Annotated in this window: 21 protein-coding genes; 12 read left to right on the forward strand and 9 right to left on the reverse strand. The window is 63.0% G+C overall.

Features of this window, described 5'->3' with window-relative positions; all coding sequences use genetic code 11:
* The first annotated feature begins 30 nt into the window (after nucleotides 1–30).
* Nucleotides 31–564: a peroxiredoxin gene (locus P353_RS20035; protein WP_034373521.1), complete on the forward strand. Its 534-nt coding sequence runs from the start codon at nucleotides 31–33 to the stop codon at nucleotides 562–564.
* A 27-nt stretch (nucleotides 565–591) separates the two neighbouring features.
* On the opposite strand, the gene P353_RS20040 is transcribed toward P353_RS20035, so the two are convergent.
* Together P353_RS20040 and ruvA are read right to left on the reverse strand one after the other, a co-directional pair.
* Complete coding sequence (locus P353_RS20040; RefSeq protein WP_034373523.1) at nucleotides 592–2,154, reverse strand: trypsin-like serine peptidase; 1,563 nt, start codon at nucleotides 2,152–2,154, stop codon at nucleotides 592–594.
* A 49-nt stretch (nucleotides 2,155–2,203) separates the two neighbouring features.
* Nucleotides 2,204–2,779, reverse strand: a complete 576-nt coding sequence (gene ruvA, locus P353_RS20045; RefSeq protein WP_034373527.1) for a Holliday junction branch migration protein RuvA — start codon at nucleotides 2,777–2,779, stop codon at nucleotides 2,204–2,206.
* A 49-nt stretch (nucleotides 2,780–2,828) separates the two neighbouring features.
* Between ruvA and P353_RS20050 the strand changes: the two genes are divergently transcribed.
* The 3 genes from P353_RS20050 (at nucleotide 2,829) to P353_RS20060 (ending at nucleotide 5,209) form a co-directional block, all read left to right on the forward strand.
* Nucleotides 2,829–3,842: a PhoH family protein gene (locus P353_RS20050; protein WP_034373530.1), complete on the forward strand. Its 1,014-nt coding sequence runs from the start codon at nucleotides 2,829–2,831 to the stop codon at nucleotides 3,840–3,842.
* Nucleotides 3,843–3,891: 49 nt separating this feature from the next.
* Nucleotides 3,892–4,350 carry an rRNA maturation RNase YbeY gene (ybeY, locus tag P353_RS20055; RefSeq protein ID WP_034373533.1) on the forward strand — a complete coding sequence of 153 codons (459 nt, stop codon included), beginning with the start codon at nucleotides 3,892–3,894 and terminating at the stop codon, nucleotides 4,348–4,350.
* Between the two features lie 187 nt (nucleotides 4,351–4,537).
* Entirely contained in the window at nucleotides 4,538–5,209 is a 672-nt protein-coding gene (locus P353_RS20060; RefSeq protein ID WP_034374163.1) for an outer membrane protein, read from the forward strand.
* 72 nt (nucleotides 5,210–5,281) lie between these two features.
* Here P353_RS20060 and P353_RS20065 read toward each other — a convergent pair whose 3' ends face one another.
* A complete protein-coding gene (locus P353_RS20065; protein ID WP_034373538.1) occupies nucleotides 5,282–6,265 on the reverse strand; it encodes a Bug family tripartite tricarboxylate transporter substrate binding protein in 984 nt (327 codons plus the stop codon).
* A 193-nt stretch (nucleotides 6,266–6,458) separates the two neighbouring features.
* Here P353_RS20065 and P353_RS20070 point away from each other — a divergent pair, with 193 nt between their 5' ends.
* Nucleotides 6,459–7,223 (forward strand): sulfite exporter TauE/SafE family protein, encoded by a 765-nt coding sequence (locus tag P353_RS20070; protein WP_034373541.1) that lies wholly within the window; start codon nucleotides 6,459–6,461, stop codon nucleotides 7,221–7,223.
* Between the two features lie 104 nt (nucleotides 7,224–7,327).
* Here P353_RS20070 and dbpA read toward each other — a convergent pair whose 3' ends face one another.
* Nucleotides 7,328–8,737, reverse strand: coding sequence for an ATP-dependent RNA helicase DbpA (gene dbpA / locus P353_RS20075; protein WP_034373544.1), 1,410 nt, complete (start codon nucleotides 8,735–8,737; stop codon nucleotides 7,328–7,330).
* A gap of 162 nt (nucleotides 8,738–8,899) precedes the next feature.
* On the opposite strand from dbpA, the gene P353_RS20080 reads away from it, so the two are divergent.
* A complete protein-coding gene (locus P353_RS20080; RefSeq protein ID WP_034373546.1) occupies nucleotides 8,900–10,225 on the forward strand; it encodes an amidohydrolase in 1,326 nt (441 codons plus the stop codon).
* A 45-nt stretch (nucleotides 10,226–10,270) separates the two neighbouring features.
* On the opposite strand, the gene P353_RS20085 is transcribed toward P353_RS20080, so the two are convergent.
* From P353_RS20085 to P353_RS20095, 3 genes are read right to left on the reverse strand one after another with little or no spacing between them, the layout of a single operon-like run.
* Nucleotides 10,271–12,055 carry a dipeptidase gene (locus P353_RS20085; protein ID WP_034373549.1) on the reverse strand — a complete coding sequence of 595 codons (1,785 nt, stop codon included), beginning with the start codon at nucleotides 12,053–12,055 and terminating at the stop codon, nucleotides 10,271–10,273.
* 54 nt (nucleotides 12,056–12,109) lie between these two features.
* A complete protein-coding gene (gene dtd, locus P353_RS20090) occupies nucleotides 12,110–12,559 on the reverse strand; it encodes a D-aminoacyl-tRNA deacylase (protein ID WP_034373552.1) in 450 nt (149 codons plus the stop codon).
* Nucleotides 12,556–13,530, reverse strand: coding sequence for a cation diffusion facilitator family transporter (locus tag P353_RS20095; protein WP_034373555.1), 975 nt, complete (start codon nucleotides 13,528–13,530; stop codon nucleotides 12,556–12,558). The genes dtd and P353_RS20095 overlap by 4 nt, the downstream gene beginning before the upstream one ends.
* A gap of 160 nt (nucleotides 13,531–13,690) precedes the next feature.
* On the opposite strand from P353_RS20095, the gene P353_RS20100 reads away from it, so the two are divergent.
* The 3 genes from P353_RS20100 to P353_RS20110 are packed head-to-tail and all read left to right on the forward strand — an operon-like array spanning nucleotide 13,691 to nucleotide 18,489.
* Complete coding sequence (locus P353_RS20100; RefSeq protein WP_034373558.1) at nucleotides 13,691–15,769, forward strand: putative bifunctional diguanylate cyclase/phosphodiesterase; 2,079 nt, start codon at nucleotides 13,691–13,693, stop codon at nucleotides 15,767–15,769.
* A 45-nt stretch (nucleotides 15,770–15,814) separates the two neighbouring features.
* A complete protein-coding gene (locus P353_RS20105; RefSeq protein ID WP_034373561.1) occupies nucleotides 15,815–17,266 on the forward strand; it encodes an AMP nucleosidase in 1,452 nt (483 codons plus the stop codon).
* Between the two features lie 8 nt (nucleotides 17,267–17,274).
* Nucleotides 17,275–18,489, forward strand: coding sequence for a GGDEF domain-containing protein (locus P353_RS20110; RefSeq protein WP_034373564.1), 1,215 nt, complete (start codon nucleotides 17,275–17,277; stop codon nucleotides 18,487–18,489).
* 1 nt (nucleotide 18,490) lies between these two features.
* On the opposite strand, the gene P353_RS20115 is transcribed toward P353_RS20110, so the two are convergent.
* A complete protein-coding gene (locus P353_RS20115; RefSeq protein ID WP_034373566.1) occupies nucleotides 18,491–20,083 on the reverse strand; it encodes a GMC family oxidoreductase in 1,593 nt (530 codons plus the stop codon).
* Nucleotides 20,084–20,280: 197 nt separating this feature from the next.
* On the opposite strand from P353_RS20115, the gene P353_RS20120 reads away from it, so the two are divergent.
* Nucleotides 20,281–21,129, forward strand: a complete 849-nt coding sequence (locus P353_RS20120; RefSeq protein ID WP_034374166.1) for a 3-hydroxybutyryl-CoA dehydrogenase — start codon at nucleotides 20,281–20,283, stop codon at nucleotides 21,127–21,129.
* Nucleotides 21,130–21,181: 52 nt separating this feature from the next.
* Here the strand turns inward: P353_RS20120 and P353_RS20125 are convergent, their stop codons facing one another.
* The gene (locus P353_RS20125; protein ID WP_034373568.1) at nucleotides 21,182–23,305 is read right to left on the reverse strand and encodes a radical SAM protein; all 2,124 of its coding nucleotides are present in this window, start codon (nucleotides 23,303–23,305) and stop codon (nucleotides 21,182–21,184) included.
* A 147-nt stretch (nucleotides 23,306–23,452) separates the two neighbouring features.
* Here P353_RS20125 and P353_RS20130 point away from each other — a divergent pair, with 147 nt between their 5' ends.
* Together P353_RS20130 and P353_RS20135 are read left to right on the forward strand one after the other, a co-directional pair.
* Nucleotides 23,453–24,268: a crotonase/enoyl-CoA hydratase family protein gene (locus tag P353_RS20130; protein ID WP_034373570.1), complete on the forward strand. Its 816-nt coding sequence runs from the start codon at nucleotides 23,453–23,455 to the stop codon at nucleotides 24,266–24,268.
* A gap of 21 nt (nucleotides 24,269–24,289) precedes the next feature.
* Nucleotides 24,290–25,615: a serine hydrolase domain-containing protein gene (locus tag P353_RS20135; RefSeq protein ID WP_196354078.1), complete on the forward strand. Its 1,326-nt coding sequence runs from the start codon at nucleotides 24,290–24,292 to the stop codon at nucleotides 25,613–25,615.
* The last annotated feature ends 22 nt before the right edge of the window (nucleotides 25,616–25,637 follow it).

Consider the following 25,637-nt stretch of genomic DNA (forward strand, 5'->3'; position numbering starts at 1 on the left):
AATGGCGGCAAAGACCTCAGGAGCTTTTTCATGCGTATTCACACCCTGGCCTGCACGGCCGCCCTGTTTTGCCTGTCCGTCTCGGCCCAGGCCGCGCTCAAGCCCGGCGATGCGGCCCCGAGCTTCAAGACGCCCGCCGCCGTGGCCGGCAAGGCCTTTGACTTCGATATGGCCGAGGCGCTCAAGAAAGGGCCGGTGGTGCTGTATTTCTTCCCCAAGGCCTTCACCCAGGGCTGCACGCTGGAAGCCCATGCCTTTGCCGAAGCCACGCCCCAGTTCGCTGCCATGAAAGCCACGGTGGTTGGCATGTCGCATGACGATATCGACACCCTCAAGCGCTTTTCCATCGAAGCCTGCCGCGACCAGTTTGCCGTGGCCTCGGACCCTCGGGCCGTCACCATCAGGGCCTATGACGCAGGGGCTGCCGCCAACCCGGCCATGGCCGACCGCATCTCCTATGTGGTGGGCCAGGACGGCAAGGTGAAGTTCGCCCTCGTCAGCAGCGACCCGCTGGCCCATGTGGAGCAGACCAAGGCAGCCGTCAGGCAGCTGCAGGGGAAATAGCCCGGCCCGGCCCGGCCCGGCCCTCCATCACTGTGCCAGCCAGTTCCCGATCTGGCTGCTGAAGGTCCGGTCGAAGCGGCTGTAGACGTCGGAGCCGCCGCTGACCGTGCACGAGCTGCTGCCGCCGGACAACGTGCCCACGACGCGACCGCCCGCAAACATGGCCGAGCCGCTGCTGCCGCCTTCGGTCACGCCCTTGCTCCAGCCGACGTTCACGAAATCGCTCTGGGCATTGCCTGGGTTGCAGGTGATGCTGCCGGCGCTCAAGCTGCAGTTTCGGTAGCTCTGCACCTGCCCTTCGCTGTATTTGAGCAAATCGCCCTGCGGGTGATGCAGGCCGTAGATGGCCGTCCCCGTCACTGCCGTTCCTCTCGCATCCCAGCCGGCCAGCGTCGCACCGGCGGGCGCTGCATCATTGAGCCGCATCAGCGTGGCATCGTGCGCCGCCGTCGCATACAGCAAGGTGGCACCGCGCTGCAGCGCCGTGGTCTGGGCATTGGGCTCGAAGCTGTTGCAGCCGGCCGAACGGAAGAACCAGTCCGTGCGCAGCGAGGTGGCCGATGCCTGGGTCGAGATGCAGTGATTGGCCGACAGGAAATACGGCGTGTAATCGCGCCGTGTGTTGTTCAGCAGGGAGCCTGTGCAGTAGTAGTAGCGGTTGTCGGAGCCCACATAGGTCATGCGCGCCACGGCATTGCGCTCGGTGGCGTACTGATCGGCGCAGCTGGCATCGAGCTCGCAACCCGCGGCATCTCCCACATTTCTGGGCACGAGGCTATCGCGCAGCTCCAGCTCCGTGGGCAGGGCCAGGTTGACATAGGCATGGGTGAGCGTGGGAATGGCAATGCGCAGCTGCGATGTCGGCAATCCCGCAGGCAGTGCAATCTCCAGCGTGACCTCATCGGCTCCCAGATCGGGGGTCCACCAGATGCCGGCCGCCCGGGTGTCGCCGTCGACGCGGCGGTTGCGTGCAATGGCCTCGTTGATGGCCTGGCCCGTGGTCTCGAACCCGGTCTTGCTGCGATCCTTGCGGTACAGCCTGAGTTCGGCGGCATCGGGCATGGCATCGACCACCAGGCCCAGCCGCAGGCCATGGGCACCGGCCGAGGTGATGCTGATCGCTGCCACCTGAGCGCCCTCCGGGGTCTGGGACCAGTGCAGCGTGCGCGCCATATCGCCTGCGGACTGCAGCGAAGACAGCTCGCGCGGCGCTCCGATCTGCATGGGCAGGCCGGGCATGGGCATGACCGGCGAAGGTGCGTCGCTCCACTGCGGCAACGCCAGGCTGACGGCCTTGGGCCGCACCGCCACGGATGCCACCGTCACGCTTCTGGTCGCCGCCGCAGCCTGGGCAGCAGGCACGATCAGTGAATCCAGCACATTGGCCATGGGCGGACCCGAAGGGGGAGTGATCTCTGGCGAGCCGCCAATGATCGCACCATTGCCACCTCCGCCCCCGCCCCCTCCGCCAGGGCCGGGACCGGGGTCCGGAACACTGCCTCCACCGCCGCCGCCGCAAGCCGTCAGTACCACCAGCACCAGGCTTGCGCACCGGGAGGGAATGCGTCTGCCCTGTTTCCACCCATGCATATCGTGTTCTCCTGCAGTTCACGATCGGGCTGGCACAAGGCCAGCGAAGCTATTTGGTCAAAGCCTTGAGCGCGAGCTTAATGCCCTCGCTCACCCCTACATCGGGTGGGAGTTTCTTGAGGGCGGCCGAAGCTTCCTTATCGGAGTAGCCCAGCGCCATCAGTGCCTGCTGGATATCGTTTTGCTCGTTGTTATTGGCAAACAGCGACTGAGCGCCGGTATCCGCGCCGATCTTGCCCTTGAGCTCCAGCAGCAGACGCTCGGCGGTTTTCTTGCCGATGCCGGGTACCTTGACCAATCGCCCTGCTTGCTGCTGCGATACCGCGTCCGCGAGATCATCGATGCTCATGCCGCTGAGCACGGCCAATGCCATGCGCGGTCCTATGCCGGTGATCTTGATGAGTTCGCGGAAAGTCTGACGCTCGCGGGCAGTACCGAAGCCGAACAGCAGCTGGGCGTCTTCCCGTACCACGAAATGGGTCAGCAGGGCCACCTTGGCGCCGTTGGCGGGCAGGTTGTAGAAGGTGCTCATGGGCACCTGCACCTCATAGCCCACGCCGGCGCAGTCCACCAGGACTTCGGGCGGGTTTTTTTCCAGCAGCGTTCCAGTCAATTTGCCTATCATTGAAATCCTTTGCCGCACCGTGCGGCGATTCTTTTGAGAAATTATCCGCGTGATCCTGCGCCACACCTTCACTCCCCATAACAATACGCGCCTGACCCATATCTGCGGCCCGGCGGATGCGCATCTGCGCACCATCGAAGTCGCGCTGGGCGTCAAGATCGCTCACCGTCACGAGCAGTTCAAGATCGACGGCCCCAAGGCCAAGGCCAATGAAGCGCTGGAGCTGCTGCAGGCTCTCTATGAGATCGCCGACTACGTGATTGCCGAGGATACGCTTCAGCTCATGCTGGCCGGCGATGTCGAGATGCTGGAGGCCAATCTGACGGCACCGCAGCTGACCACGCGCCGCGCCGATCTGCGTGCCCGCACGCCCAACCAGGCGCTGTATCTGGAAAACATCGCCAACCACGACATCAGCTTCGGCATCGGCCCGGCCGGCACGGGCAAGACCTATCTGGCCGTGGCCTGCGCCGTGGATGCGCTGGAGCGCAGCGCCGTGCAGCGCATCGTGCTGACCCGGCCCGCCGTGGAAGCCGGCGAACGCCTGGGCTTTCTGCCCGGCGACCTGACGCAGAAGGTGGACCCCTACCTGCGCCCGCTGTACGACGCGCTGTACGATCTGATGGGCTACGAGAAGGTGCAGAAGGCCTTCGAGCGCAATGCGCTGGAGATCGCGCCGCTGGCCTTCATGCGCGGACGCACGCTGAACAACGCCTTCGTGATCCTGGATGAGGCGCAGAACACCACGCCCGAGCAGATGAAGATGTTTCTGACCCGCATCGGCTTCGGCGCCAAGGCCGTGGTCACGGGCGACGTGAGCCAGGTCGACCTGCCCAAGGGAGCGCCCAGCGGACTTGTCGATGCCGAGCGCGTGCTCAGGCGTGTCAAGGGCATCTCCATCAACCACTTCACCAGCGCCGACGTGGTGCGCCACCCTCTGGTGGCTCGCATCGTGGACGCCTACGATGCACGCGGGCGCGTGTCCGAAGGCACTTCGGCGCCCAAGCACCGCACCAGCAGCCCGCGCACAGCCCGCTCGCTGCCCACGGCCGACGAGCTTTAATCAAAATCAATAGCTACTGGCGCTTGTTTCATAAGGGCTAAAAGCCAAAATGACCTTGAATCAACTGCAACTATCGCTGCAATTCGGCCCCAGCACCGAGGCCGCCGCCCACCGCGAACTGCTGAGCCGCAGCCGCGTCACGCGCTGGATCCGCCATGCCCTGGCCGTGGATGCCGAGATCACGGTGCGCATCGTCGATGCCGAGGAAGGCCGCAAGCTCAACCGCGAGTACCGCCAGAAGGACTACGCGACCAATGTGCTGACCTTCGACTATCAGCAGGAGCCTAGCGTGATGGCCGACCTGGTGCTCTGCGCCCCCGTGGTGGAGCGCGAGGCCCAGGAGCAGAACAAGACGCTGGAAGAGCATTACGCCCATCTGCTGGTGCATGGCACGCTCCATGCCCAGGGCTGGGACCATGAGACCAGCGAGGAAGACGCCGAGGAGATGGAGGCCTACGAGACCGACATCATGAAGGAGATGGGTTACGAGGATCCGTACGCTCAGTAAGCCATCGCAACTCCGGTCAAGGACAGCACTCGGTAGTTCTACCGAGGTAGCTGCGTAGCCTACCGCATGGACGCCCAGCCGGCGCTTTTCTACAGTTGAGTCCGTCCCTGCATGAAGCATCTGCCTAACACGGGCCATCCTGGCCAGGGTGTGGCACCTGCTGAAGTCATCGGGCCAAGGACTCTCTGTGAAAACCCAACGCATCATCCCTTTGCTGATTCTGGCTGCCACCGGCAGCGCCTTTGCCGCCGACAATTACTACGGCGCACTGCGCATCAACTCCGCCCGCTACGAAGCCCACGACATGGACTCCAGCGCCCGCCCCGGCCTGGGCCAGTTCGTGCCTGGCGACGAGTCGAATACCGCCACCGGCGCCTCTCTGGCCCTGGGTTATCAGCTCCCGTCGAACTGGCGTGTAGAAGCCGAGTACACCATACCCAAGAACAATGAGTTCACCAGCGGATCCACTCGTTTCCCCACCAGCTTCAACCACCACCAGATCCGCTCACAGCGTCTGATGGTCAATGCGTACAAGGATTTCCCGCTGAACAATCAGTTCTCGCTGTACGGCACTGCGGGCCTTGGCCTGGCGCACCTGCAGTCCAGCGGCTGGCAAGGCAACCCTGGCCGCCAGTATTTCAGTGCGTCCCAGAACAATCTGGCCTACGCCGTGGGCTTTGGCGTCACCTATACGCCCGCACCCAAGGTCAGCATCGACCTGGGCTGGCGCTATGTCGACATGGGCAAGACCAAGAGCGGCGCCAACAACTTCGCCAATGTCCGCGGCCTGCAGGACGAGCAGATGCACGCCAAACTGACGGCCAGCGAAATCTCGATCGGCCTGCGTTACCGCTTCTGACCCTGCCCTACAGGCAAGCAGCAAACAAAAAAAGCGGCACTCGGCCGCTTTTTTACTGGGGCGTAACGCTGTTTACTCGACGCTCAGACCGATGCGGCGCACCAATTGAGCCACGCGCACATCTTCGGTCTTGATCTGTTTGACAAAGACCTGCGGACCTTCGCCCACGGGAGTGATGCCCTGCTGCAGCAGGCTCTTGCGCAGCTCGGGGTCCTTGAGCGCCTTGTCGGTGTCCTGGGCGATGGTCTGGACCACGGCAGCCGGCGTGCCCTTGGGTGCGAACAGGCCGAACCAGGCGCCGGCCTCAAAGCCCTTGTAGCTCTCGGCCAGGGTCTGCACCTGGGGCAGCAGCGCGTGACGCTGCAGGCCGGAGACGGCCAGTGCCGTGAGCTTGCCGCTCTGGATCTGGGTCAGCGCCGGAGCGATCGCAATCAGCATCACATCGACCTGGCCGGCCAGCACATCCTGCAGGCCCTGGGGACCGCCGCGATAGGGAATATGCGTTGCGAAAAAGCCTGCGCGCTGCTTGAACTGCTCCATGGCCAGGTGCTGGGCGCCGCCCGTGCCCGAGGAGGCGTAGTTGATCTTGCCCGGGTGGGATTTGGCGTAGGCCACAAAGTCCTGCAAGGTCTTGAAGCCCTTCCTGGGATTGGCCACCAGAACAAAGTCGGACTGGCCCAGCTTGGTCACCGGCACCAGATCGTTCTTGACGTCATAGGGAAGATTGCGCTGCACATTGGGCATGATGGTGATGGCGCTGTCGCCGCCCACCAGCAAGGTGTAGCCATCGGGCTGGGCCTTGACCACGGAGTCCACGGCCGAGACACCGCCGGCCGCGCCCTTGTTTTCCACCACGATGGCCTGCTTCCAGTCCCTGCCCACCAGTTGGCCCACCTGACGGGCCAGCAGATCCGGAGCGCTGCCCGGACCGTTGGCCACCACCAGCTTGACGGAGCGCGCCGGAAACTCCGGCTGCTGGGCCATGGCTGCGCCCGATACACCGCTTGCGGCCAGCAAGGCCCAAACGGTGCGGGAGAGGAAACGGGGCAGATTCACGGCAAAACTCCTTAACTAAGGAGTTGATTGTCAAAACAATCACTTATTCCTCAAAATACTGTTTTCACATTCTTTTATTTCCAAAAATAATTAACCACGACAGAAGAAGAAAAAGAGGCGACACAGGCCATCGCCTAAGATCGACGCCGACAACAAGGCGCAAAGCCGACAGAGAAAATCAGGAGACAAGAACATGGAGAACCTGGGCCACCTCGCCCTTTTGCTGGCCGCAGCTTTCACGGCCGGCGCGCTCAACGCGGTCGCCGGCGGCGGCAGCTTTCTGACCCTTCCCGCGCTGGTCTTCACCGGCGTGCCGCCCGTGATTGCCAATGCCACGGGCACCGTGGCCCTGCTGCCGGGCTATATGGCGGGCGCCTGGGGCTTCAAGGACGATATGCAGTCCCCGCCGGGCCTGTCCATGAAACAGGTGGTGGCGCTGTCCCTGATCGGCGGCTCTGCGGGTGCGGCGCTGCTGCTGTTCACGCCCGACGCCACCTTCCGCAAGGTCGTGCCCTGGCTGCTGCTGGCCGCCACCGCCATGTTCGCCTTCGGCCCGCAGCTGCGCGCCTGGGCTGCGGGCAAGAATGCCGCTCACGCCACCCCATCGGCGGCCAAGGCCGCTGCAGGCATGCTGATCGTGGCCATCTATGGCGGCTACTTCAACGGCGGCCTGGGCATTTTGCTGCTGGCCTTGTTCGGCCTGCTGGGCCAGACCTCGCTCAACGCCATGAACGGCATGAAGAACCTGGTCTCGGCCCTGCTGACGGCGATTGCCGTGGTGATCTACGCCGTGGGCGGCATTGTGGAGTGGAGGCTGGCCCTCGTCATGATGGCGGCCGCCACCCTGGGCGGCTATCTGGGGGCCCGCGTGGCGCGCAAGATCGCGCCCCATGTCCTGCGCTGGGGCATTGTGGCCACCGGGCTGGTGATGGCAGGACTGTTCTTCGCCAAGGGCTGAAGTGCCGTTCCAAAGCAAAAAGCCTTCTCGTCACCGAGAAGGCTTTTTTGCGAGCATCCCGCGCTTTGTGAACAGGCGCTGGAGATCAACCGGATGGCTGATGCTTAGAGCAGCCGCGCCTTCACGGTCTTGCCCTTGACCTTGCCTGCATTGAGCCTGGCGCAGGCCGCCGAGGCGATCTTGCGATCCACTGCCACATAGGTGGAAAAGTCGTTGACGCTGATCTTGCCGATCTGGTCGCGGCTGTAGCCGAAGTCGGCGCACATGGCGCCCATCACGTCGCCGGCGCGGATCTTTTCCTTGCGCCCGCCGATGATCTGGATGGTCATCATGGGCGGCAGCAGCTCGCCACCGGCGGCGGGCGTGAGCTCGTCCACGGGGAAGAACTGCGAAGCCCGGCCTTGCAGCTGCTCGATCTTGCCCACGCTGCCCATCTCGTCCATGGACACCAGATTCAGCGCCAGCCCTTCGGCATCGCCGCGGCCCGTGCGGCCGATGCGGTGGATATGCACTTCGGAATCCGGCGTCACGTCCACATTGATCACGGCCGACAGATCGGCAATATCCAGGCCGCGCGCCGCCACATCGGTGGCGACCAGCACGCTGCAGCTCTTGTTGGCAAACTGCACCAGTACTTCGTCGCGCTCGCGCTGCTCCAGCTCGCCAAACAGCGCCAGCGCACTGAAACCTTCGGCCTGCAGCGCATTGACCACGTCACGGCATTGCTGCTTGGTGTTGCAGAAAGCAATCGTCGATTCGGGGCGGAAGTGGGCCAGCAGCTTGGCCACGGTCGCCACCTTCTCGCGGGCACCGACTTCGTACCAGCGCTGCTCGATTTTGTTGGAGCTATGTTGCGCAGCCACCTTCACGGTCTGCGGGTCACGCATGAAACGCTGGGCCAGCGAGGCAATGCCTTCAGGGTAGGTGGCCGAGAACAGCAGGGTCTGACGATCCGCCGGACATTGGCGCACCACGGTTTCGATGTCGCCGAGAAAGCCCATGTCCAGCATGCGATCGGCCTCGTCCAGCACCAGGGTCTTGAGGTTGCCGATGTCGAGCTTGCCGCGCTCCATCAGATCCATCACGCGCCCGGGTGTGCCAACGACGATGTGCGCGCCGTTTTCCAGCGAGGCGATCTGGTTGCGCGAGGGCACGCCACCATAGACGGTGACGACCTTGATATTGTCCTGCGCGCGCGCCAGGCGGCGGATCTCGGTGGCGACCTGGTCGGCCAGCTCCCGCGTGGGGCACAGCACCAGGGCCTGGACGGCAAACCAGCGCGGGTTCAGGCGATCGACCATGGGCAGGCCGAAGGCAGCCGTCTTGCCGCTGCCGGTGCTGGCCTGGGCGATCAAGTCCTTGCCCTGCAGAGTCAGCGGCAGGCTGGCGGCCTGGATGGGCGTCATCTGCGCATAGCCGAGCTGCTGGAGGTTGGCCAGCATTTCTGGGGACAGGGGCAGCGCCGAGAAAGCGGTGGAATCAGAGGCCTGGGCGGCGCTGGTGGAGGTATTCATGGGAGCGGATTATCCCGGGCCTGCGCAGGAAAAGCCTTGTGCCATCGCTATTCACGGTGCCATTTGCGGGTTGCCCCTCTTCATTCCGGGCCGGACATGCTCCTAGTCTGAAAGCGCGGTCTTCAATGGCCGCCTCTGTTTGATGCCAACCACAGACCCCATATGCACCCTAGCCTTACCCGCAAGTTCTGCGCCGTCGCCACGCTGGCCTTCACTCTGGGCTCGGCCCAGGCCGCGGAGCTGGACCCCCAGCCGCTCAAGCCCCAGCTGCAGCAGCTGATCGCCCAGATGTATCCGCAGATGCGCGGCATCTACGAAGACCTGCATGCCAACCCCGAGCTGGGCTTCCAGGAAACGCGCACCGCCGCCAAGCTGGCGGCCGAGATGCGCAAGCTGGGCTTTGAGGTCACCGAAGGCATCGGCAAGACCGGCCTGGTCGCCATCTATCGCAATGGCGCGGGCCCCACCGTCATGGTGCGCACCGAGCTGGACGCCCTGCCCATGGAGGAAAAAACCGGCCTGCCCTATGCAAGCAAGGCCAAGGCCCAGTACAACGGCAAGGAGAGCTTTGTCGCCCATAGCTGCGGCCATGACATGCACATGACCAGCTGGCTGGGCACGGCCCAGGCGCTGCTGGGCCTGAAGAACCAATGGAAGGGAACGCTGATGTTCGTGGCCCAGCCCTCCGAGGAAACCGTGACCGGTGCCAAGGCCATGCTGGCCGACGGCCTGTTCCAGAAGTTCGGCAAGCCCGACTACGCCTTTGCGCTGCACACCGGCTCCATGCCCTATGGCACGGTGGGCTATGTGGCCGGGGCGGCGACCTCCAACTCGGACTCGCTGGACATCACGTTTCACGGCCGCGGCAGCCATGGCTCCATGCCCGACAAAGGCATAGACCCCGTGCTCATGGCCTCGCGCTTTGTGGTGGACGTGCAAGGCGTGATCAGCCGCGAAAAAGATCCCATGGAGTTCGGCGTGGTCACCGTGGGCGCCTTCAACTCGGGCAGCGCGGGCAATATCATTCCCGACCAGGCGCGGCTGCTCGGAACAATCCGCAGCTACAAGAGCGAGGTGCGCACAAAAATGCACGAAGGCATTGAGCGCACGGCCAAGGCCGAAGCCGCCATGTCGGGCGCTCCTGCACCCGAGGTCAAGCTGGTCAAGGGCTCGGATGCCGTGGTCAATGACGCGGCACTGGTAGGCCGCACGGTCAAGCTGTTCAAGGCCGCACTCGGCGACCGCAATGTGATCCCCATCTCACCCATCACGGCCAGCGAAGATTTCTCGGACTTCATCAATCAGGGTGTGCCATCCATGTTCTACACCCTGGGCGTGTACGACCCCAAGAAGGTGGCCGAGGCCAGCCAGCCCGGCGGCAAGCCGCTGCCCTTCAATCACTCACCCTTCTTCGCCCCAGAACCCGAACCCACGTTCAAGACCGGCGTGGAAACCATGACGCTGGCCGTCATGAACGTGATGCAGTAAGCAGCGCCAGCCCCGCCATCGGGGCTGCGCCTTGCCTTCAGCGCGTCATTGCATCTGCTGCAGGTTGCCGATGCGCACCAGCATCTCGGTGAACATCTGCATGTCTGTGCGCAGATCCGGCAGCTCCTGATACTCCAGCGCATTGTGGGCCGTGTATTTCTTGCCGGGCATGGCCGGGCCAAAGTTGATGGCGTTGGGCATGAGCTTGGCCGTGGTGCTGCCGGCGGTGGCCACGGGCTTGGCGTCCAGCCCCGTGGTGTCGCCAAAGATATTGAGCAGGGTGCTCAGCCACGCGCCCTTGGGATCGCGGGCCATCCAGTTGCCCTGGGTGTACTGCACGGTCACAGGAACCTTGGCCGCATCGCTCCAGCGGGCAATGCCCTGCTCCACCTCGGCGCGCAGCTGCTCGGGCGTCTTGCCCCGCGGCATGCGCGCATTGGCTGTCACCTCCAGCTTGCCGTCAGCAGACTTGATGAGGTTGGGCGACAGCGTCAGCGGCCCCATGAAATCATCGGCATAGGCAATGCCCAGCTGCCGGCCCAGATAGTCCAGGCCGAACACTCCATTGATATAGCGTACCGCCTGACTGTACTGATTGGGCTGCAGCAGCGCCGCGCCCTGCTCCGGCATCAGGCTTTGCTGCAGAAACAGCGCCAGGCGCGGCACGGGATTGACCCCTTCTTCAGGACGAGAGCCGTGGGCCGACGCTCCAGTGACCTTGACCGTGACCTGGCCCTCTGCGCGCTGCACGTCGATGGCGAACTTGCCCTGCGCCTCGTGCTGGCGCACAAACTCGTCCTTTTCCTGAGACAGCCGCTGCGCAATCTGATCCAGCGCAGCCGCATCGGTGGCGGAGACGGTGGCGGAGGCCGTCTGCGCAATAGAGTTGGCCGAGGCGGCGCCGCTCATGGCAGTGATGGCAGGCCTGGCGGCATTCACAGCCACATCCGCAAACAAGGCCTTGAGCGCGCCCGTGCCCTTTTCAGCGACCACGGCCGGGTACTTGCTGTCCAGCACGATGTTGTACTGAGGCAGCGCGGTCTTGGCCTGGTAGTACTTCATGGCATCGCCGCCGGTTTCCTCGGTGGTCTCTATCATCAGGCGAATGCTGCGCGACAGCGGCAGACCGCTGTCCTTGACCGCCTTCATCGCATACAGCACGGTGGCGATAGATCCCTTGTCGTCAATCGTGCCGCGCCCATAAAGCCGTTCGCCCACACGGGTGACCTGAAAAGGGTTGATCTGCCTGCCGTCCAGCACCCACTCGGCAGCCACCACCGGCACCACATCGGCATGGGTCAGAATGCCGAACTCGGTTGCCTCGCTCGCGCGGCTGGCCGCATTGGCTGGCAGCGTCACTTCAAAGATGCGGTTATCCACATTGCGAAAGTGCAGCCCGAATTCGGTGGCCATGGATGCAACGAGCTTGCCGAAGTCCAGGATGGCCGGGCTCTCATGCGGGGGCACCTTGGGATCGCGCACCGTGGGCAGCGCCACCATGCGCTGCAGGCTCTCCAGCACCGCCGTCTCTTGTGTCACGCGGTTGTACACCCCCAGCAATCGGGCGATATCTGCCAGCTCGCCGTCCGACAGAGACTGACCGAGCATGTAGCGCTGTACCGCTGCAGCCACACCCGGCTCTGTCCTGGCAGCCTGTTGCGCAAATACCTTGAAGGAAGCGGGAGAGGTCTTGGCGGACGATGCAATCAATGCGTCCAGCGCGGGTTTCTTCAGGGTCTGCGCCTGAACAGGCAGGCTGACGCCTGCAACCAGACTCAAGGTCAGGCTCGCAGCGATGATCGGCAAAGAGGGCTTGCAGGATTTCTTCATGGACAGCTTTTGTAGGAATCGGGGTGATGAATGTGGTCTCAGGCTTGGCTTCGCCTATACCTGAGGCTCCATACGCATGGGGATGGTCACGGGACCGTCATTGACCAGATGCACCTGCATGTCGGCGGCGAACTCGCCGGTCTGCACCTGAGGATGGGCCACCCTGGCCTGGTCCACAAAGTAGTCGTAGAGGCGCCGACCTTCGCCAGGCTCGGCAGCTGCAGTGAAGCTGGGGCGATTGCCGCCCCTGGTGTCGGCCGCCAGCGTGAACTGGCTGACCACCAGCAGCCCTCCGCCAACGTCCTGCAGGCTTTTGTTCATCTTGCCGGCCTCGTCGCTGAAGATGCGCAGCTTCAGCATCTTGGCCAGCAACTTGTCGGCCTCGGCCTCGGTATCGCCGCGCTCGGCACAGACCAGCGCCAGCAAGCCCTGGTCGATCTGGCCCGTAATACGACCACCAACCTCCACGCGCGCCTGCTTGACGCGCTGAATCACACTCATCATGTACTTAAACCTTCCTTGGCCGTGCCTTGTGCTGCGCCACCCTGCTCTCCGTCAGCCACTTCGCTGACCGTGTTCATGCCCATGGGCAGCAGCTCGATACGGGCATAGAGGCCGGGAATGGCCTCCAGCAGCGCGACTTCAATCTCCGAGCGCAATTGTGCCGCTCGCTGCACGCTCCACTGGCCGGGAACATGCATGTGGAAATCCACAAAGCTGCGCTCCCCCGCCTGGCGGCTGGAGATATTGTCAAAGCTCACACCCTCGTTGCGCTTGGCATAGCCATCCAGCAAAGTGTCAATCTTCAGACGCTGCGGCGCATCCAGCGCCTGATCCATCAGTCCTTGCGAGGACTGCCAGACCAGTTGCACACCCTGCACGCAGATATGCACAGCCACTGCCAGAGCCACCAGTGCATCCATCCACAGCCAACCCGTCAAGGCGGCGGCCAACAGCCCCACCACCACGCCCACCGAAGTCCAAACATCAGTCAGCAGGTGCCGCGCATCGCCCTCCAGTGCCATGGAGCGATATTTGCGTGAAGAGCGCAGCATGACCCAGGCCAGCAGCCCGTTGAAGACCGTGCTGAGCAGCGACAGCATCAGGCCCCAGCTCAACTGCTCCAGTGGTTGTGGGCTCCACAGCCGCGACAGCGCCGCCCAGGCAATCGCCAGGCTGGCGCCTATGACCAGCACGCCCTCGAAACCGGCCGAGAAGTACTCGGCCTTGTAATGCCCGTAAGGGTGCTCGGTGTCCGCCGGCCGCTTGGCCACGGTCACCATGGTCAGCGCGAACATGGCACCGGCCAGATTCACAAAAGACTCCAGCGCATCGGACAGCAGGCCTACCGAGCCGGTCAGCCACCAGGCCAGGGTCTTGAGAACGATGGTGAGCAGTGCCACCACCACGGATAGACGCAGCAGATTGTGCGGCTGCAGCCATTTTGAAGAGCTTGAGAGGTCGGATTTGAGCATGTTCTGGTTCCTGAGCCTCTATATCACCAAGTGTTCTGATACATCAATAGTCTTTGCAAGTTGTCTGAAAAGCAATTCACAATCCCTTATCGTGATGGACATGTCATGGTCGAGGCTGACCTGATTCCTATATAAATACTCCCAGAAAAAAGGGAGGCGCATGCCTGATACGTTGACAGCACAGCAAACGAGGGATGAGGACGCCATTCTTCGACTGGTGGCCGATACAGCACCCGCAATGCTGGCTTATTTTGATGCCGACACACGCGCCTGTCGCTTTGCCAACGCGCGCTATGCAGAGCACTTTGGTCACACCATGCAAAGCATCGTGGGCATGGATGTGCGCGACATCGTGGGCGAGCCGGTCTGGACACAGATCGAGCCTTATCTGGACTCCGTGGCCGTCGACAACACTCAGACGCTGCGCTATACCCGCCAGGTCGAAAACGAAACTGGCCGGCTGCAACACATCGAGGCAGTGCTGCGCCCTCATGAGGAAAAAGGCGTACTCAAGGGCGTTGTGGCGCTGATGACCGATGTCAGCCACCACCATCTGGCGACACAGCAGATACGCGACAGCGAAGAGCGCATGCGCAAATTCGCAGCCATCACCACCGAGGCCATCGTGCTGCATCGTGACGGAATCATCACGGACGGCAATGACGCACTTGCACGGCTGGTTGGCTACTCGCTTGGCGAGCTGCGCGGCACACCGGTTCTCGATTACGTGGCACCTGAAGCGCGCCTGCGGGCGCTGCAGAACATGCGCAGCGAGCGAGAAGATCGCCTCGAGTCCGTGATCATTCACAAAAACGGCCAGCTCATACCGGTGGAGATAGAAGCTTCCACCATGCCCGGTGGAAAAGACCGGCATCGCATCGTCCTGCTGCGCGACCTGACCGCAAGCCTTCAGACCCAGCAGCGCATGGACTATCTGACCCAGCATGACCTGCTGACGCATCTGCCCAACCGAGCACGTCTCAACCATTTGCTGGCCGACGCCATCGCCAGGGCTGCCGGCGAGGAGTCACGACTGGCGGTGCTGTCGCTGGACCTGGACCAATTCAAGGCGGTGAATGATTCGCTCAGCCATCAGGCAGGGGATCTGCTGCTGTGCGAGCTTGCAAAGCGGCTGCGAAGCACTGTAGGTGCTCAGGACATCGTGGCCCGCACCGGCAGCGACGACTTTGTGGTCGTGCTGCCTGACAACCCCGGCCTGCTGGAGACGGAGGCCCTGCTGACGCGACTTCGGGCCACGGCAGAAGCCCCTTACCTGATCGAAGGCACTCAACTGGTGATTTCCGTGAGTGTCGGCATCGCCATGTATCCCAAGGACGGGAAATGTCCGGCGTCCCTGCTGAGCAATGCCGAGGCCGCCATGCAGATGGCCAAGAGTCGCGGCCGCAGCTTCTCCCAGTTCTACACTCCTGCGCTCGAAAGCAGGGCCACACGCATGCTGATGCAGGAGCAAATGCTGCGCAACGCTGTGGAACGCGGTGAGTTCGAGCTGCATTACCAGCCGCAGACCCTCATGCAGACGGGCGAGCTTTCAGGCTTCGAGGCCCTGGTGCGCTGGAAGCACCCGCACCGTGGCCTGGTCTCGCCCGACGAGTTCATCGGCTTTGCCGAAAACCGGGGGCTGATCGCAGCAGTGGACCGCTGGGTGCTCTATCAGGCCTGTCGCCAGGCCCGTGCCTGGCAGCAGCAGGGATTTCCCCCTGTCCCGGTGGCAGTCAACCTGTCGGCGCAGGAATTCCGCCAGCGTGATGTCGTCAAGGAAGTGGCACAGGCACTGGCCGAGACGGGGCTTGACGCCAGCTATCTGCACATCGAGGTCACAGAAACCACGCTGATGCTCTCGGGCAACCAGATGCAGCAGATTCTGCATGCCCTCAAGGCACTGGGCGTGGGACTGGCGATCGACGATTTCGGTACCGGCTACTCGTCTCTTGCCTATCTGCGCAAGCACCCCATAGACCGGCTCAAGATCGACCGTTCGTTCGTGGCCGATCTGCCCCACAACCCGGATGCAGCGGCCATTGTCAATGCCATTGTGCAGATGGGCCAGAGCCTGCATCTGGAGGTTCTGGCCGAGGGTGTGGAAAGCACTGAACAGCTGCAACTTCTGAGAGAGATGGGCTGTGCCATGATGCAAGGGTTTCTCGTGTCAGCGCCATTACCTGCCGAGCAGGCTTCGGCATGGATGTCGCAACACTGTCAACTGCTACAAAGACAATAGTGCATGGCCTCAAATACACCGACACCCTCTCATAAAAGCAGCAGCATGTTTCATACGGATGCCCCTCAGGCATTGGCCCATGTGCAGCAGCTGTACCGCGAGCAAATCGACCATCTGCGAGCTGCCATGCAGCGTTTCGTGGCGGGTGAAACTCCGGCCGCGCCCATTCATGCCTACTACCCGTTTGTACGTATCAAGACCACCACGGTGGCGCAAGCCGATACCAAGCTGACCTACGGCTTTGTGGAAGGCCCAGGCACCTACGAGGCCACGCTGACCCGGCCCGACCTGTTTTCCAGCTACTTCGGCGAGCAACTGCGCCTGCTGATCCTCCACCACCAGGTCCCCATCGAAGTAGGCCTCAGCGACAAGCCCATCCCGATTCATTTCTCGTTCGCCGACAACGACCATATCGAAGGCTCGCTCTCGCCAGAGCGCCGCATGCTGATGCGCGATGTGTTCGATCTGCCCGACCTGGAATCCATGGACGATGGCATCGCCAACGGCACCTGGCGCGCGGCGGCAGGCGAGGCCCTGCCTCTGTCGCTGTTCACCGCCCCGCGCGTGGATTACTCGCTGCATCGCCTGCGCCACTACACAGGCACGGCCCCCGACTGGTTTCAGAACTTCGTGCTGTTCACCAACTACCAGTTCTATATCGACGAGTTCATCCGCCTGGGCCACGCCGAGATGGCCAAGGAGGACAGCGAATACATTGCCTTTGTCGAACCGGGCAATGTGGTGACCCGCCGCGCCGGCCTGCCCGCGGAAGCCGTCGACGAGCTCGGAACGGCGCCGCCGCGCCTGCCGCAGATGCCGGGGTACCACCTGGTGCGCGCAGACAATAGCGGCATCACCATGGTCAATATCGGAGTGGGCCCGGCCAATGCCAAGACCATCACCGACCACATCGCCGTGCTGCGCCCTCATGCCTGGATGATGCTTGGCCACTGCGCGGGCCTGCGCAACAGCCAGCAACTGGGCGACTATGTGCTGGCCCACGCCTATGTGCGTGAAGACCATGTGCTGGACGAAGAGCTTCCTCTATGGGTGCCGATTCCTGCGCTGGCCGAAATCCAGGTCGCGCTGCAGCAGGCCGTGGCCGACGTGACGCAGATGGAGCGTGCCGATCTCAAGCGCATCATGCGCACCGGCACCGTAGCCAGCACCGACAACCGCAACTGGGAACTGCTTCCCGACAACCTGCCCCAGCGCCGCTTCAGCCAGAGCCGAGCCGTAGCACTGGATATGGAGTCGGCCACCATTGCCGCCAACGGCTTCCGCTTCCGCGTGCCCTATGGCACTTTGCTGTGCGTGAGCGACAAGCCGCTGCACGGGGAGATCAAGCTGCCAGGCATGGCCAACCATTTCTATCGAGAGCGTGTAGACCAGCACCTGCGCATCGGCATGCGTGCTGTCGACATACTGCGCGAAGGCGGCTCCGACCGCCTGCACAGCCGCAAGCTGCGCAGCTTTGACGAAGTGGCCTTCCAGTAAATCCAGCCATGCCGGAGGCCGACCAGTTTTCCATGACATTGATGGTGGCCGTCAATTTGATGACGGTCGCTTTTGCACTGCCATGGTTTATGGGTCAGCAAATGAGCCGGGCGACCAGAAATGCTCAGCAATTCCTGCTTTTGCAGGGGCTGGCCTGGTTGCTCGTCTTCTGCGCCGGGCATGTGCTCCCCTTCGCATGGAATGCGCTGCTGTCGATATCCAGTGCCGCTGCTGCAACCGGTGCACTGTGGCAGCTGCATAAAGCACTCAAGGGTTGGCTTGGACCTCGCAACAAGATACTCACCCGCTCCCTGGCCTTGCTGTGCCTGCTGACACTTGCGGGCGTGCTGGTTCTGATCGAGAGCAAACCCTACCGGTTGGCTTGGTTCAATATCAGCTACGGCTTGAGCCTTGTCGCTCTGGTCTGCCTGAGCTTATCGCCGCAAACCAACTCGGCCGCGGCCTGGCGTTATCTGCTATTGGGCGCAGGCCTTTGCGTCGCAGGCATTCTGGTCATACGCGGCTACTTCACCTTGTACGCTCCGTGGCTGCAAAGCTTTGCGGAGGAGCCCAGCCCACATATGCTGCTTTCGTGGCTGATCCCCATAGGGTCCGCCATTTTTTTTGTATCGATCCTGATGGCCTGCCGTGACGAAGAAGTCCGCCAGCGATCCGCAAACGCACCAGAAGACAGCCTGACCGGCCTGCCGCTGCGCCAGGCCATCAAGAACCAGGCCCGCTTCATGCTGAACAGAGCTCGACGCGAAGGCCTGCCGCTGGCCTTGATTCTGATCGACATGGATCACTTTTCCCGGGTCAACAGCCGCCATGGCTATCAGGCCGGAGACGCAGCGCTGCAGCTAATGTCACGCACTCTGCGCAAGCAGATGCGCGGTGACGAGGTCGTGGCCAGATGGCAGGGTGAATCCTTTTGCCTGCTGATGCACGCCGACCAATTGGGTGTCAGGTCGCTGCTGACTCGCATCCAGTCCGCATTCCAGATCGGCGCACAGTACGAACTTCAGATGGATCTGGACTTCAGCGCGGGTTGTGCCCTGGTCCCCTCAGCCTGGAAGAGCCTGAGCCTCAACGAGCTGGCCAGCCATGCCGGAGCCGCCCTGCAACAAGCCAAGAATCAGGGCCGGGGAAGGATGGAATGCACCACTCTGACGCCTCCGCCCGGCGAGGATCATGCCCCCTCCGACTTGGCTCCGCTGGCCTGAGTCAGTACGCGGCCTTGATCAGATCTGCCGCCTTCTCTGCAATCATGATGGTCGGCGCATTCGTATTGCCGCTCACGATGCGCGGCATGACCGAGGCATCGACCACACGCAGCCCCTGCACACCATGCACCAGCAAGCGGGCATCGACCACATCCTGCGCGCCTGGCCCCATGCGGCAGCTGCCCACGGGGTGATAGATGGTGTCGGCGTAACGGCGGATGAACTGCTCGATCTCCTCGTCGCTGCGCGCCCCTGCCGAATACTCCAGCTCCCGGCCCTCGAAGCGGGCCAGCGCAGGCTGCCCGAGAATTTCGCGCATGCGGCGTACGCCGCGCACCATGCGCTGCATGTCCTCGGCCTCGGCAAAGAAGGCCGGGTCTATGAGAGGCATGGTGCCCGCATCGGCAGAGGCGAGCTTCACGCTGCCCCGACTCCTTGGCTGCAGCAGGCAGACATGGCAGGAATAGCCATGACCCAGCAGCGTCTTGCGTCCATGGTCGACCAGCTTGCCCACCACAAAATGCAGCTGCAGATCGGGCACCGCCTCCTGCGGCCGGCTGCGGATAAAACCGCCCGCCTCGGCAAAATTGCTGGTCAGCAAGCCCCGGCGCTCATGGCGCCAGCGGCTCATGCCCTGCCAGACATTCCTGAGACCGGCAAGCGAAATACCGAAGCTGTCCTTGATCTGCGGGCCATCGACCACCTGCACCACATCGGGATGGTCGTGCAGATGCTCGCCCACTCCCGGCAGGTGGTGGACGACATCGATGCCCAGCTGCTGCAGATGCTCCCCCGGCCCTATGCCCGAGAGCATCAGCAGCTGCGGCGACTGCAGGGCGCCGGCACAGAGCAGGACCTCGCGCCGGCAGAGCAGCTGCCTGGCATGACCCCCCTGCACATATTCCACGCCGACAGCCTTGCGCCCGTCCATCAGGATCCGCCGCACCTGGGCACCGGTGATGATTTCCAGATTGGACCGACTGCCGCGCACCGGCATCAGATAAGCCTTGGTCGCACTGCAGCGCTCGCCCTTGTGGTGCGTGACCTGATACAGACCCACGCCTTCCTGAGCTGTGCCGTTGAAGTCCAGATTGTGCGCATGACCGGCCTGCACGCCTGCGCGCACAAAGGCCTGCGCCAACGGATTCGGGTCGCAGAGATCACAGACATGCAAAGGGCCGCTTGCGCCATGCAGCACATCTGCGCCGCGCGTATTGCATTCGGCCTTCAGAAAATAGGGCAGAACATCGCTCCAGCCCCAGCCCGGATTACCCTGAGCGCTCCAATATTCGTAGTCCGCAGGCTGGCCACGCAGATAGATCATGGCATTGATGGAGCTGGAGCCGCCCAGCACCTTGCCGCGCGGCTGGTAGCCCCGCCGACCATTGAGGCCGGCCTGCGGCACCGTGCTCATGGCCCAGTTGAAGTTTTTCTGCTTGGCCATCAGCGCCAGCCCCGCTGGGCAGTGGATCAGCACGCTTTTGTCTTCGCCACCCGCCTCCAGCAAGGTCACGCTGACCTGCGGGTTCTCGCTGAGCCTGGCTGCCAGCACCGCACCAGCGGAGCCGCCTCCCACTACCAGATAGTCACGCATGTCCGCACTCCTTTTGCCGCAAATTCTGACCAGAGGTCAGCAGCGGCGAAACGCGGAAAAACACGGTCGTGCAGAAAAAATACTGTCATCGTGATGACTCTTAACACGCCAACCATGCCCGACTAGGGTCAAACCCGGTCAGAACCGGGATAACATTTTCCCGTTCAACCGCACTTATCTGAATGGAGACAAAAAAGATGGCAATCCAAACCGTAGGCATCATTGGCGCCGGCACCATGGGCAACGGCATCGCGCAGGCTTGCGCCGTGTCGGGCATCGACGTGGTGATGGTGGACATCTCCGACGCTGCCGTGCAAAAAGGGCTGGCCACCGTGGCCGGCAGCCTGGACCGCCTGATCAAGAAGGAAAAGATCAGCGAAGCCGACAAGAGCGCAGCGCTGGCACGCATCAAGACCTCGACCAGCTACGACGATCTGAAGTCAGCCCAGTTGGTGATCGAAGCCGCCACCGAGAATTACGAGCTCAAGGTCAAGATCCTCAAGCAGCTCGATACCCTGCTGGCACAGGACGTGATCGTTGCCACCAACACCTCGTCCATCTCCATCACCCAGCTGGCGGCCGCCACCCAGCGTGCCGACAAGTTCATCGGCATGCATTTCTTCAACCCCGTGCCCATGATGGCCCTGGTGGAGATCATCCGCGGCCTGCAGACCAGCGACGCCACCCACGATGCCGTCAAGGCCCTGTCGGAAAAACTGGGCAAATCGCCCATCACCGTCAAGAACGCTCCCGGCTTTGTGGTCAACCGCATTCTGGTGCCCATGATCAACGAGGCCTTCCAGGTGCTCAGCGAAGGCACGGCCTCGGCCGAGGACATCGACGCCGGCATGAAGCTGGGCTGCAACCAGCCCATTGGCCCGCTGGCCCTGGCCGACATGATCGGTCTGGACGTCTGCCTGGCCGTGATGGAGGTCTACCTCAAGGAATTCGGCGACAGCAAGTACCGCCCCTGCTTCCTGCTGCGCGAAATGGTGGCCGCCGGCCGTCTGGGCCGCAAGACCGGCCAGGGCGTCTACACCTACTGATCTACGGTCGCTGGCTCGGTCAGGAAGCGAGGGCCAGCAAGGCCCACTCGCACTACTCCCGAACCTCTGCCAGCAGCCGACGCACAGCCATCGCCAGAGCCTGAGGCTCGCTGACCCAGAAATGGGTTGTTGCGCCCAGTCTTTGCGCCGCTTGCTTTAAGGTCTCCAGCACCCGCTCAGGCTGGGTGCTGGTCACGCGCACCTGGGCTGCGCCTCGGTAGCCCTGCGCCACCTGCAACTGCTCACCGGGCCAAAGGCTTAGCCGCAGCTCATCCTGCAATAGCTCAATGTCGATGGGTGGCTGTATCGCACGCTTGCCTTTTTGTCTGGGCAGCTCAGGCAGCACCAACCGCGCGCTCACCTGCAGCTCAGCAGTATCCAAGGCCCCGACCGTCGCCCCCTGGCGATACGCGAGCACCGCAAGCCGCTTGCGCCGACTCAGGCCTGAGATCAGCACACAATCTGCAGCCACAGTCACTTCGGCCTCGGTCACCATCTGGGCAAAATGCGCTGCTTTCTTCTGCGCCACCGCAGGGTCACCATCCCAGAACTGCAGCACCAGCCTCGGCGTCTGATGAATTTGCGCACCGAGCCGCTTCATCACCTCCAGCATGTTCTCGCTGCTGACAATATCAGAGTGCACTTCAACGGCCAGAGGGCGCCCATCAGCCAAAGATTCCAGCTTGCGCTTGCAAGCCTCCAGCTCGCCCTCTTGCCCCATCAGGCCCATGGCCAGCAGCAGCGTATCGCCATAAACAAACGGCCGGGCCTGGAATTCATCAGCCCACTCGACTGCAGCGAGCTTGAGGGCTTCAGCTGCACCGGCGGTGCGCACTGCCGCCAACAGCGTCACCTCATGGCTGTGTATGCCACCGGACATCGACGCTGCACCCTGCTTCCAGGCCAGCGCCCGCAGCTCGGGGAACTGGTCTTCCAGACCGTAGCCCATTGCCAGCACCGATCGGCCAATGGCCAGCAAATCGCGCGGCATCTCGCCATAGGCCAGCCCCGGCCCGGCCACGGCCTGCGCCTGAAAGAGCTGCTGCCATTCAGGTGCATAGTCTGCTTCCGGCCTCCAGGCTGGCAGCAGCTGCGCCAGATAGCTGTTGGCATCGCTAATGGTGTCGAACTTGGCCACCATCACACATTCGCCACTGTTATTGCCCGAAAACGCCTGCCACACCCGTATGGATGGCGCCGCGGCATGGGCGCGCTGCGTTTGCGGCACGCCAGCCCGTTTGCGGCCCGCACAGCCATGACGCAAACTGGGCTGGGCCAGACGCGAGCGCTGATGCTGCCAGCCCGCCAGAATCTCCTGCGCATTGCGCGCGGGCAGGCCGCCATCGTGGAACGAGCAACCCTGCATGCGCTGATCAGGAGTGATGGACACAAAATCCACGCCCGCGCCGCAGTCCCCGCTACCGTCCGCTCCATCAAACAAGCGAGGCAATGGAACGGTATCGCCAAAGCACACAGAAAGGCGGCAAGGCAGCGGAGCATCCTGCACCATGGCCGCCAGTTGCAGCCGCCCCTCAGCCGTCAAATGCCTGCGCATATCGGCACCGATATACGAGAGCAGCGACACATCGTGGCAACCCAGTGCCGCCAACTCCCCCAGCAGACTGGGCAGCATAGTCAGCACTGCCGCATCGACCAGCAGATTAGCGCCCCATCTTTGCCCATAGCTGGACAAAACCTGCGCCGTATCGCGCCAGCGCGGGTCGTCATAAAGAGAGATGCGCACCTGCCCCAAGCGGCCCGCATACGCCGCAAAGCTGCCTGGGCGAATCAGCAGTCCATTGGTGGTGACATTCAGCGCCAGCGGCGTGGTTTCATGCAGCTGCTGAACCAGATCGGCAAAGCCGCGAAAGACAAAAGGCTCGCCGCCGCCAAACGCAACCTCCAACACACCGGCTGCGCTCAGGTCTTGCAGCACCTGCGCGGCGGAATCGACCGTCCATGCGCTCTCGCGCTGCACATCGCGTGAGCAGAAGTCACAGCTCAGATTGCATTTATTGGTAATGCCAAACATGGCCACCCGGGGTGCCACGCGCTGCAGATGCCGGGTTTCAGCGTTTTCAATGCGGATGCTGGTGCCGCTTTCCGGGTGGAAACGCAGCAGCGCGCCATCCAGCGGGTAGTCTCTGAACAGTTGACGGTGCGGCGCTTCTGGCATCTTTTTTCCAATTCGTGGGATCACGCCCAAAGCATAGCTGCGTGCAAGGCGCTGGCGTTAACACCTAGCTCTGCAAGCGATGACTCGTCCTGTATGCGACTGCTGCGGAAACCGCTGCGGTCTATTGTTTTGCGCAGGAGATTCACCATGCAAATCGACATTCCCAACCCTCCGCCCGAGGGCTGTATTTCTTGTGAAGTCCGCGGCCATGTGCTGCTGATCGGCATCAACCGCCCGGCCAAGCGCAATGGCTGGACGCCGGCCATGTTCCAGCAACTGGCAGAGGCCTACACCCGGCTCGACGACGAGCCAGAGCTGCGCGTGGGCCTGCTCCATGCTTTTGGCGAACATTTCACGGCGGGACTGGATCTGCCCGTCATCGCCGAATTCATGAAGACTGGCCAGAAAGCCATCCCTGCCGGCCTCGTGGAGCCTCATGACTATGGCCTGCCCGGCTACCGCCGCCGCACCAAGCCCATGGTGGCCGCCGTCAAGGGCATCTGCTTTACCGTCGGCATAGAGCTGATGCTGGGCGCCGATATCGTCGTCGCTGCCGACAGCAGCCGCTTTGCACAGATGGAAGTACAGCGCTGCATCATGCCCACGGGCGGCGCCACGCTGCGCATGCCCGAGCGCGCCGGCGTGGGCAATGCCATGCTGCATCTGCTGACCGGCGACGCGTTCGATGCGGCCGAAGCCCTGCGCTGCAACTTTGTGCAAAAAGTGGTGCCTGCGGGCCAGGAACTGGACGAGGCTTTTCGCATTGCCGAGCGCATTGCCGCCCAGGCGCCGCAGGCCGTGGTGGCCACACGCCTCAATGTCCTCAAGGCCATAGAGCTGGGCCAGGCCGCCGCCGTGGCCGATTTCATCCCCGTGCAGCAGCGCCTGGCCAATAGCGAGGACGCCGCCGAAGGCGTGCGCTCCTTCGTCGAGAAACGCCCAGCCCGTTTTACCGGTCGTTAATCCAAAGTCCAAGAGGTGATGATGAGTTTGAAGTCTTTTACGCACAAAACGCTTGTGCCACTTGCGCTGACAGCTATGGTTTCTGTAGTCCATGCACAAGCTGCCGCTCCCGCATTGCCCGACCCGGCCAGCACCAGCGTGCAGGCCATGGGGTGGATGCAGGGCTTTCCGCCCGCTGCCGACAAGCTCATCACCTTCGACAACCCCCTGGGCAACACCTTTCCACGCAATCGCTGGACCTTCTCGCATATCCGCGAAATCACGCCCACAGCCAATGTCTGGCGCGGCCCTGGCGCGCCCAGCGCACTGCGCTCGACTCCGGTCGACATCGAACAAGTTCGCTTCAAGGTCATGGGCACGGGCGAGGAGCTGACCTTTGCCCAGGCGCTGGATCGCAACTACACCGACGGCATCCTGGTCATGCACAAGGGCCGCGTGATCTATGAAAAATATCTGGGCGCACTGGAGCCGCAGCGCCCGCACCTGGCCATGTCGGTCACCAAGTCCTTTGTCGGCACCCTGGCCGCCCTGCTGGCCCACGAGGGCGTCATCAAGCCCGAAGCACCGGTGACCGACTATCTGCCCGAGATGAAGAACACCGCCTATGGCGACGCCACGGTGCGCCAGGTGATGGACATGACGATCGGCGTGAAGTACTCCGAGAACTACGCCGATCCCAAGGCAGAGGTCTGGGACTACGCCCGCGCCGGCGGCATGATGCCCCAGGGCAAGGACTATGCCGGGCCCAGGAGCTTCTACGAATTTCTGCAGACCCTGCAAAAAGAGGGCGAGCATGACCAGGGCTTTGCCTACAAGACAGTCAACGCCGAAGTCCTGGCCTGGATCGTGCGCCGCGCCAGCGGCAAGCCTCTGGCCCAGCTGCTGTCCGAGCGCATCTGGAGCCGCATCGGAGCCGAGCAGGACGCCTACTTCATGGTGGATCGCATAGGCACGGAATCGGGCGGCGGCGGGCTCAACACCACGCTGCGCGACCTGGCCCGCTTCGGCGAGCTGATGCGCAACGAAGGCCGCGCCGCCAGCGGCCAGCAGGTGCTGCCCAGGGCCGTGGTCCAGGACATCCGCCGCGGCGCCGACCCTGCCAAGTTTGTGAAGGCCGGTTATGCCACTCTGCCCGGCTGGTCGTATCGCAATATGTGGTGGGTCTCGCACAACCCCAACGGGGCCTATATGGCGCGCGGCATTCACGGTCAGGCCATCTATATCGACCCCAAGGCCCAGATGGTAGTGGTGCGCTATGCCTCCCACCCGATTGCGGGCAATGCAGGCATAGATCCGACCAGCCTGCCCATGTACCAGGCCTTGGCCGATGCGCTGACTGCCCGCTGAGCACGCGCCCGTTAAGAACGCG

The organism is Comamonas testosteroni (genome assembly GCF_000761245.1).
Classification (GTDB): Bacteria; Pseudomonadota; Gammaproteobacteria; order Burkholderiales; family Burkholderiaceae_C; genus Comamonas; species Comamonas testosteroni_C.

Bases quoted from the DNA above. Each gene is read 5' to 3' on its own strand.
- P353_RS20035 (WP_034373521.1), top strand. From the start codon at position 31: ATGCGTATTCACACCCTGGCCTGCACGGCCGCCCTGTTTTGCCTGTCC.
- P353_RS20040 (WP_034373523.1), bottom strand. From the start codon at position 2,154: ATGCATGGGTGGAAACAGGGCAGACGCATTCCCTCCCGGTGCGCAAGC.
- ruvA (WP_034373527.1), bottom strand. From the start codon at position 2,779: ATGATAGGCAAATTGACTGGAACGCTGCTGGAAAAAAACCCGCCCGAA.
- ybeY (WP_034373533.1), top strand. From the start codon at position 3,892: ATGACCTTGAATCAACTGCAACTATCGCTGCAATTCGGCCCCAGCACC.
- P353_RS20070 (WP_034373541.1), top strand. From the start codon at position 6,459: ATGGAGAACCTGGGCCACCTCGCCCTTTTGCTGGCCGCAGCTTTCACG.
- dbpA (WP_034373544.1), bottom strand. From the start codon at position 8,737: ATGAATACCTCCACCAGCGCCGCCCAGGCCTCTGATTCCACCGCTTTC.
- P353_RS20080 (WP_034373546.1), top strand. From the start codon at position 8,900: ATGCACCCTAGCCTTACCCGCAAGTTCTGCGCCGTCGCCACGCTGGCC.
- P353_RS20085 (WP_034373549.1), bottom strand. From the start codon at position 12,055: ATGAAGAAATCCTGCAAGCCCTCTTTGCCGATCATCGCTGCGAGCCTG.
- dtd (WP_034373552.1), bottom strand. From the start codon at position 12,559: ATGATGAGTGTGATTCAGCGCGTCAAGCAGGCGCGCGTGGAGGTTGGT.
- P353_RS20095 (WP_034373555.1), bottom strand. From the start codon at position 13,530: ATGCTCAAATCCGACCTCTCAAGCTCTTCAAAATGGCTGCAGCCGCAC.
- P353_RS20100 (WP_034373558.1), top strand. From the start codon at position 13,691: ATGCCTGATACGTTGACAGCACAGCAAACGAGGGATGAGGACGCCATT.
- P353_RS20105 (WP_034373561.1), top strand. From the start codon at position 15,815: ATGTTTCATACGGATGCCCCTCAGGCATTGGCCCATGTGCAGCAGCTG.
- P353_RS20110 (WP_034373564.1), top strand. From the start codon at position 17,275: ATGCCGGAGGCCGACCAGTTTTCCATGACATTGATGGTGGCCGTCAAT.
- P353_RS20115 (WP_034373566.1), bottom strand. From the start codon at position 20,083: ATGCGTGACTATCTGGTAGTGGGAGGCGGCTCCGCTGGTGCGGTGCTG.
- P353_RS20120 (WP_034374166.1), top strand. From the start codon at position 20,281: ATGGCAATCCAAACCGTAGGCATCATTGGCGCCGGCACCATGGGCAAC.
- P353_RS20125 (WP_034373568.1), bottom strand. From the start codon at position 23,305: ATGCCAGAAGCGCCGCACCGTCAACTGTTCAGAGACTACCCGCTGGAT.
- P353_RS20130 (WP_034373570.1), top strand. From the start codon at position 23,453: ATGCAAATCGACATTCCCAACCCTCCGCCCGAGGGCTGTATTTCTTGT.
- P353_RS20135 (WP_196354078.1), top strand. From the start codon at position 24,290: ATGAGTTTGAAGTCTTTTACGCACAAAACGCTTGTGCCACTTGCGCTG.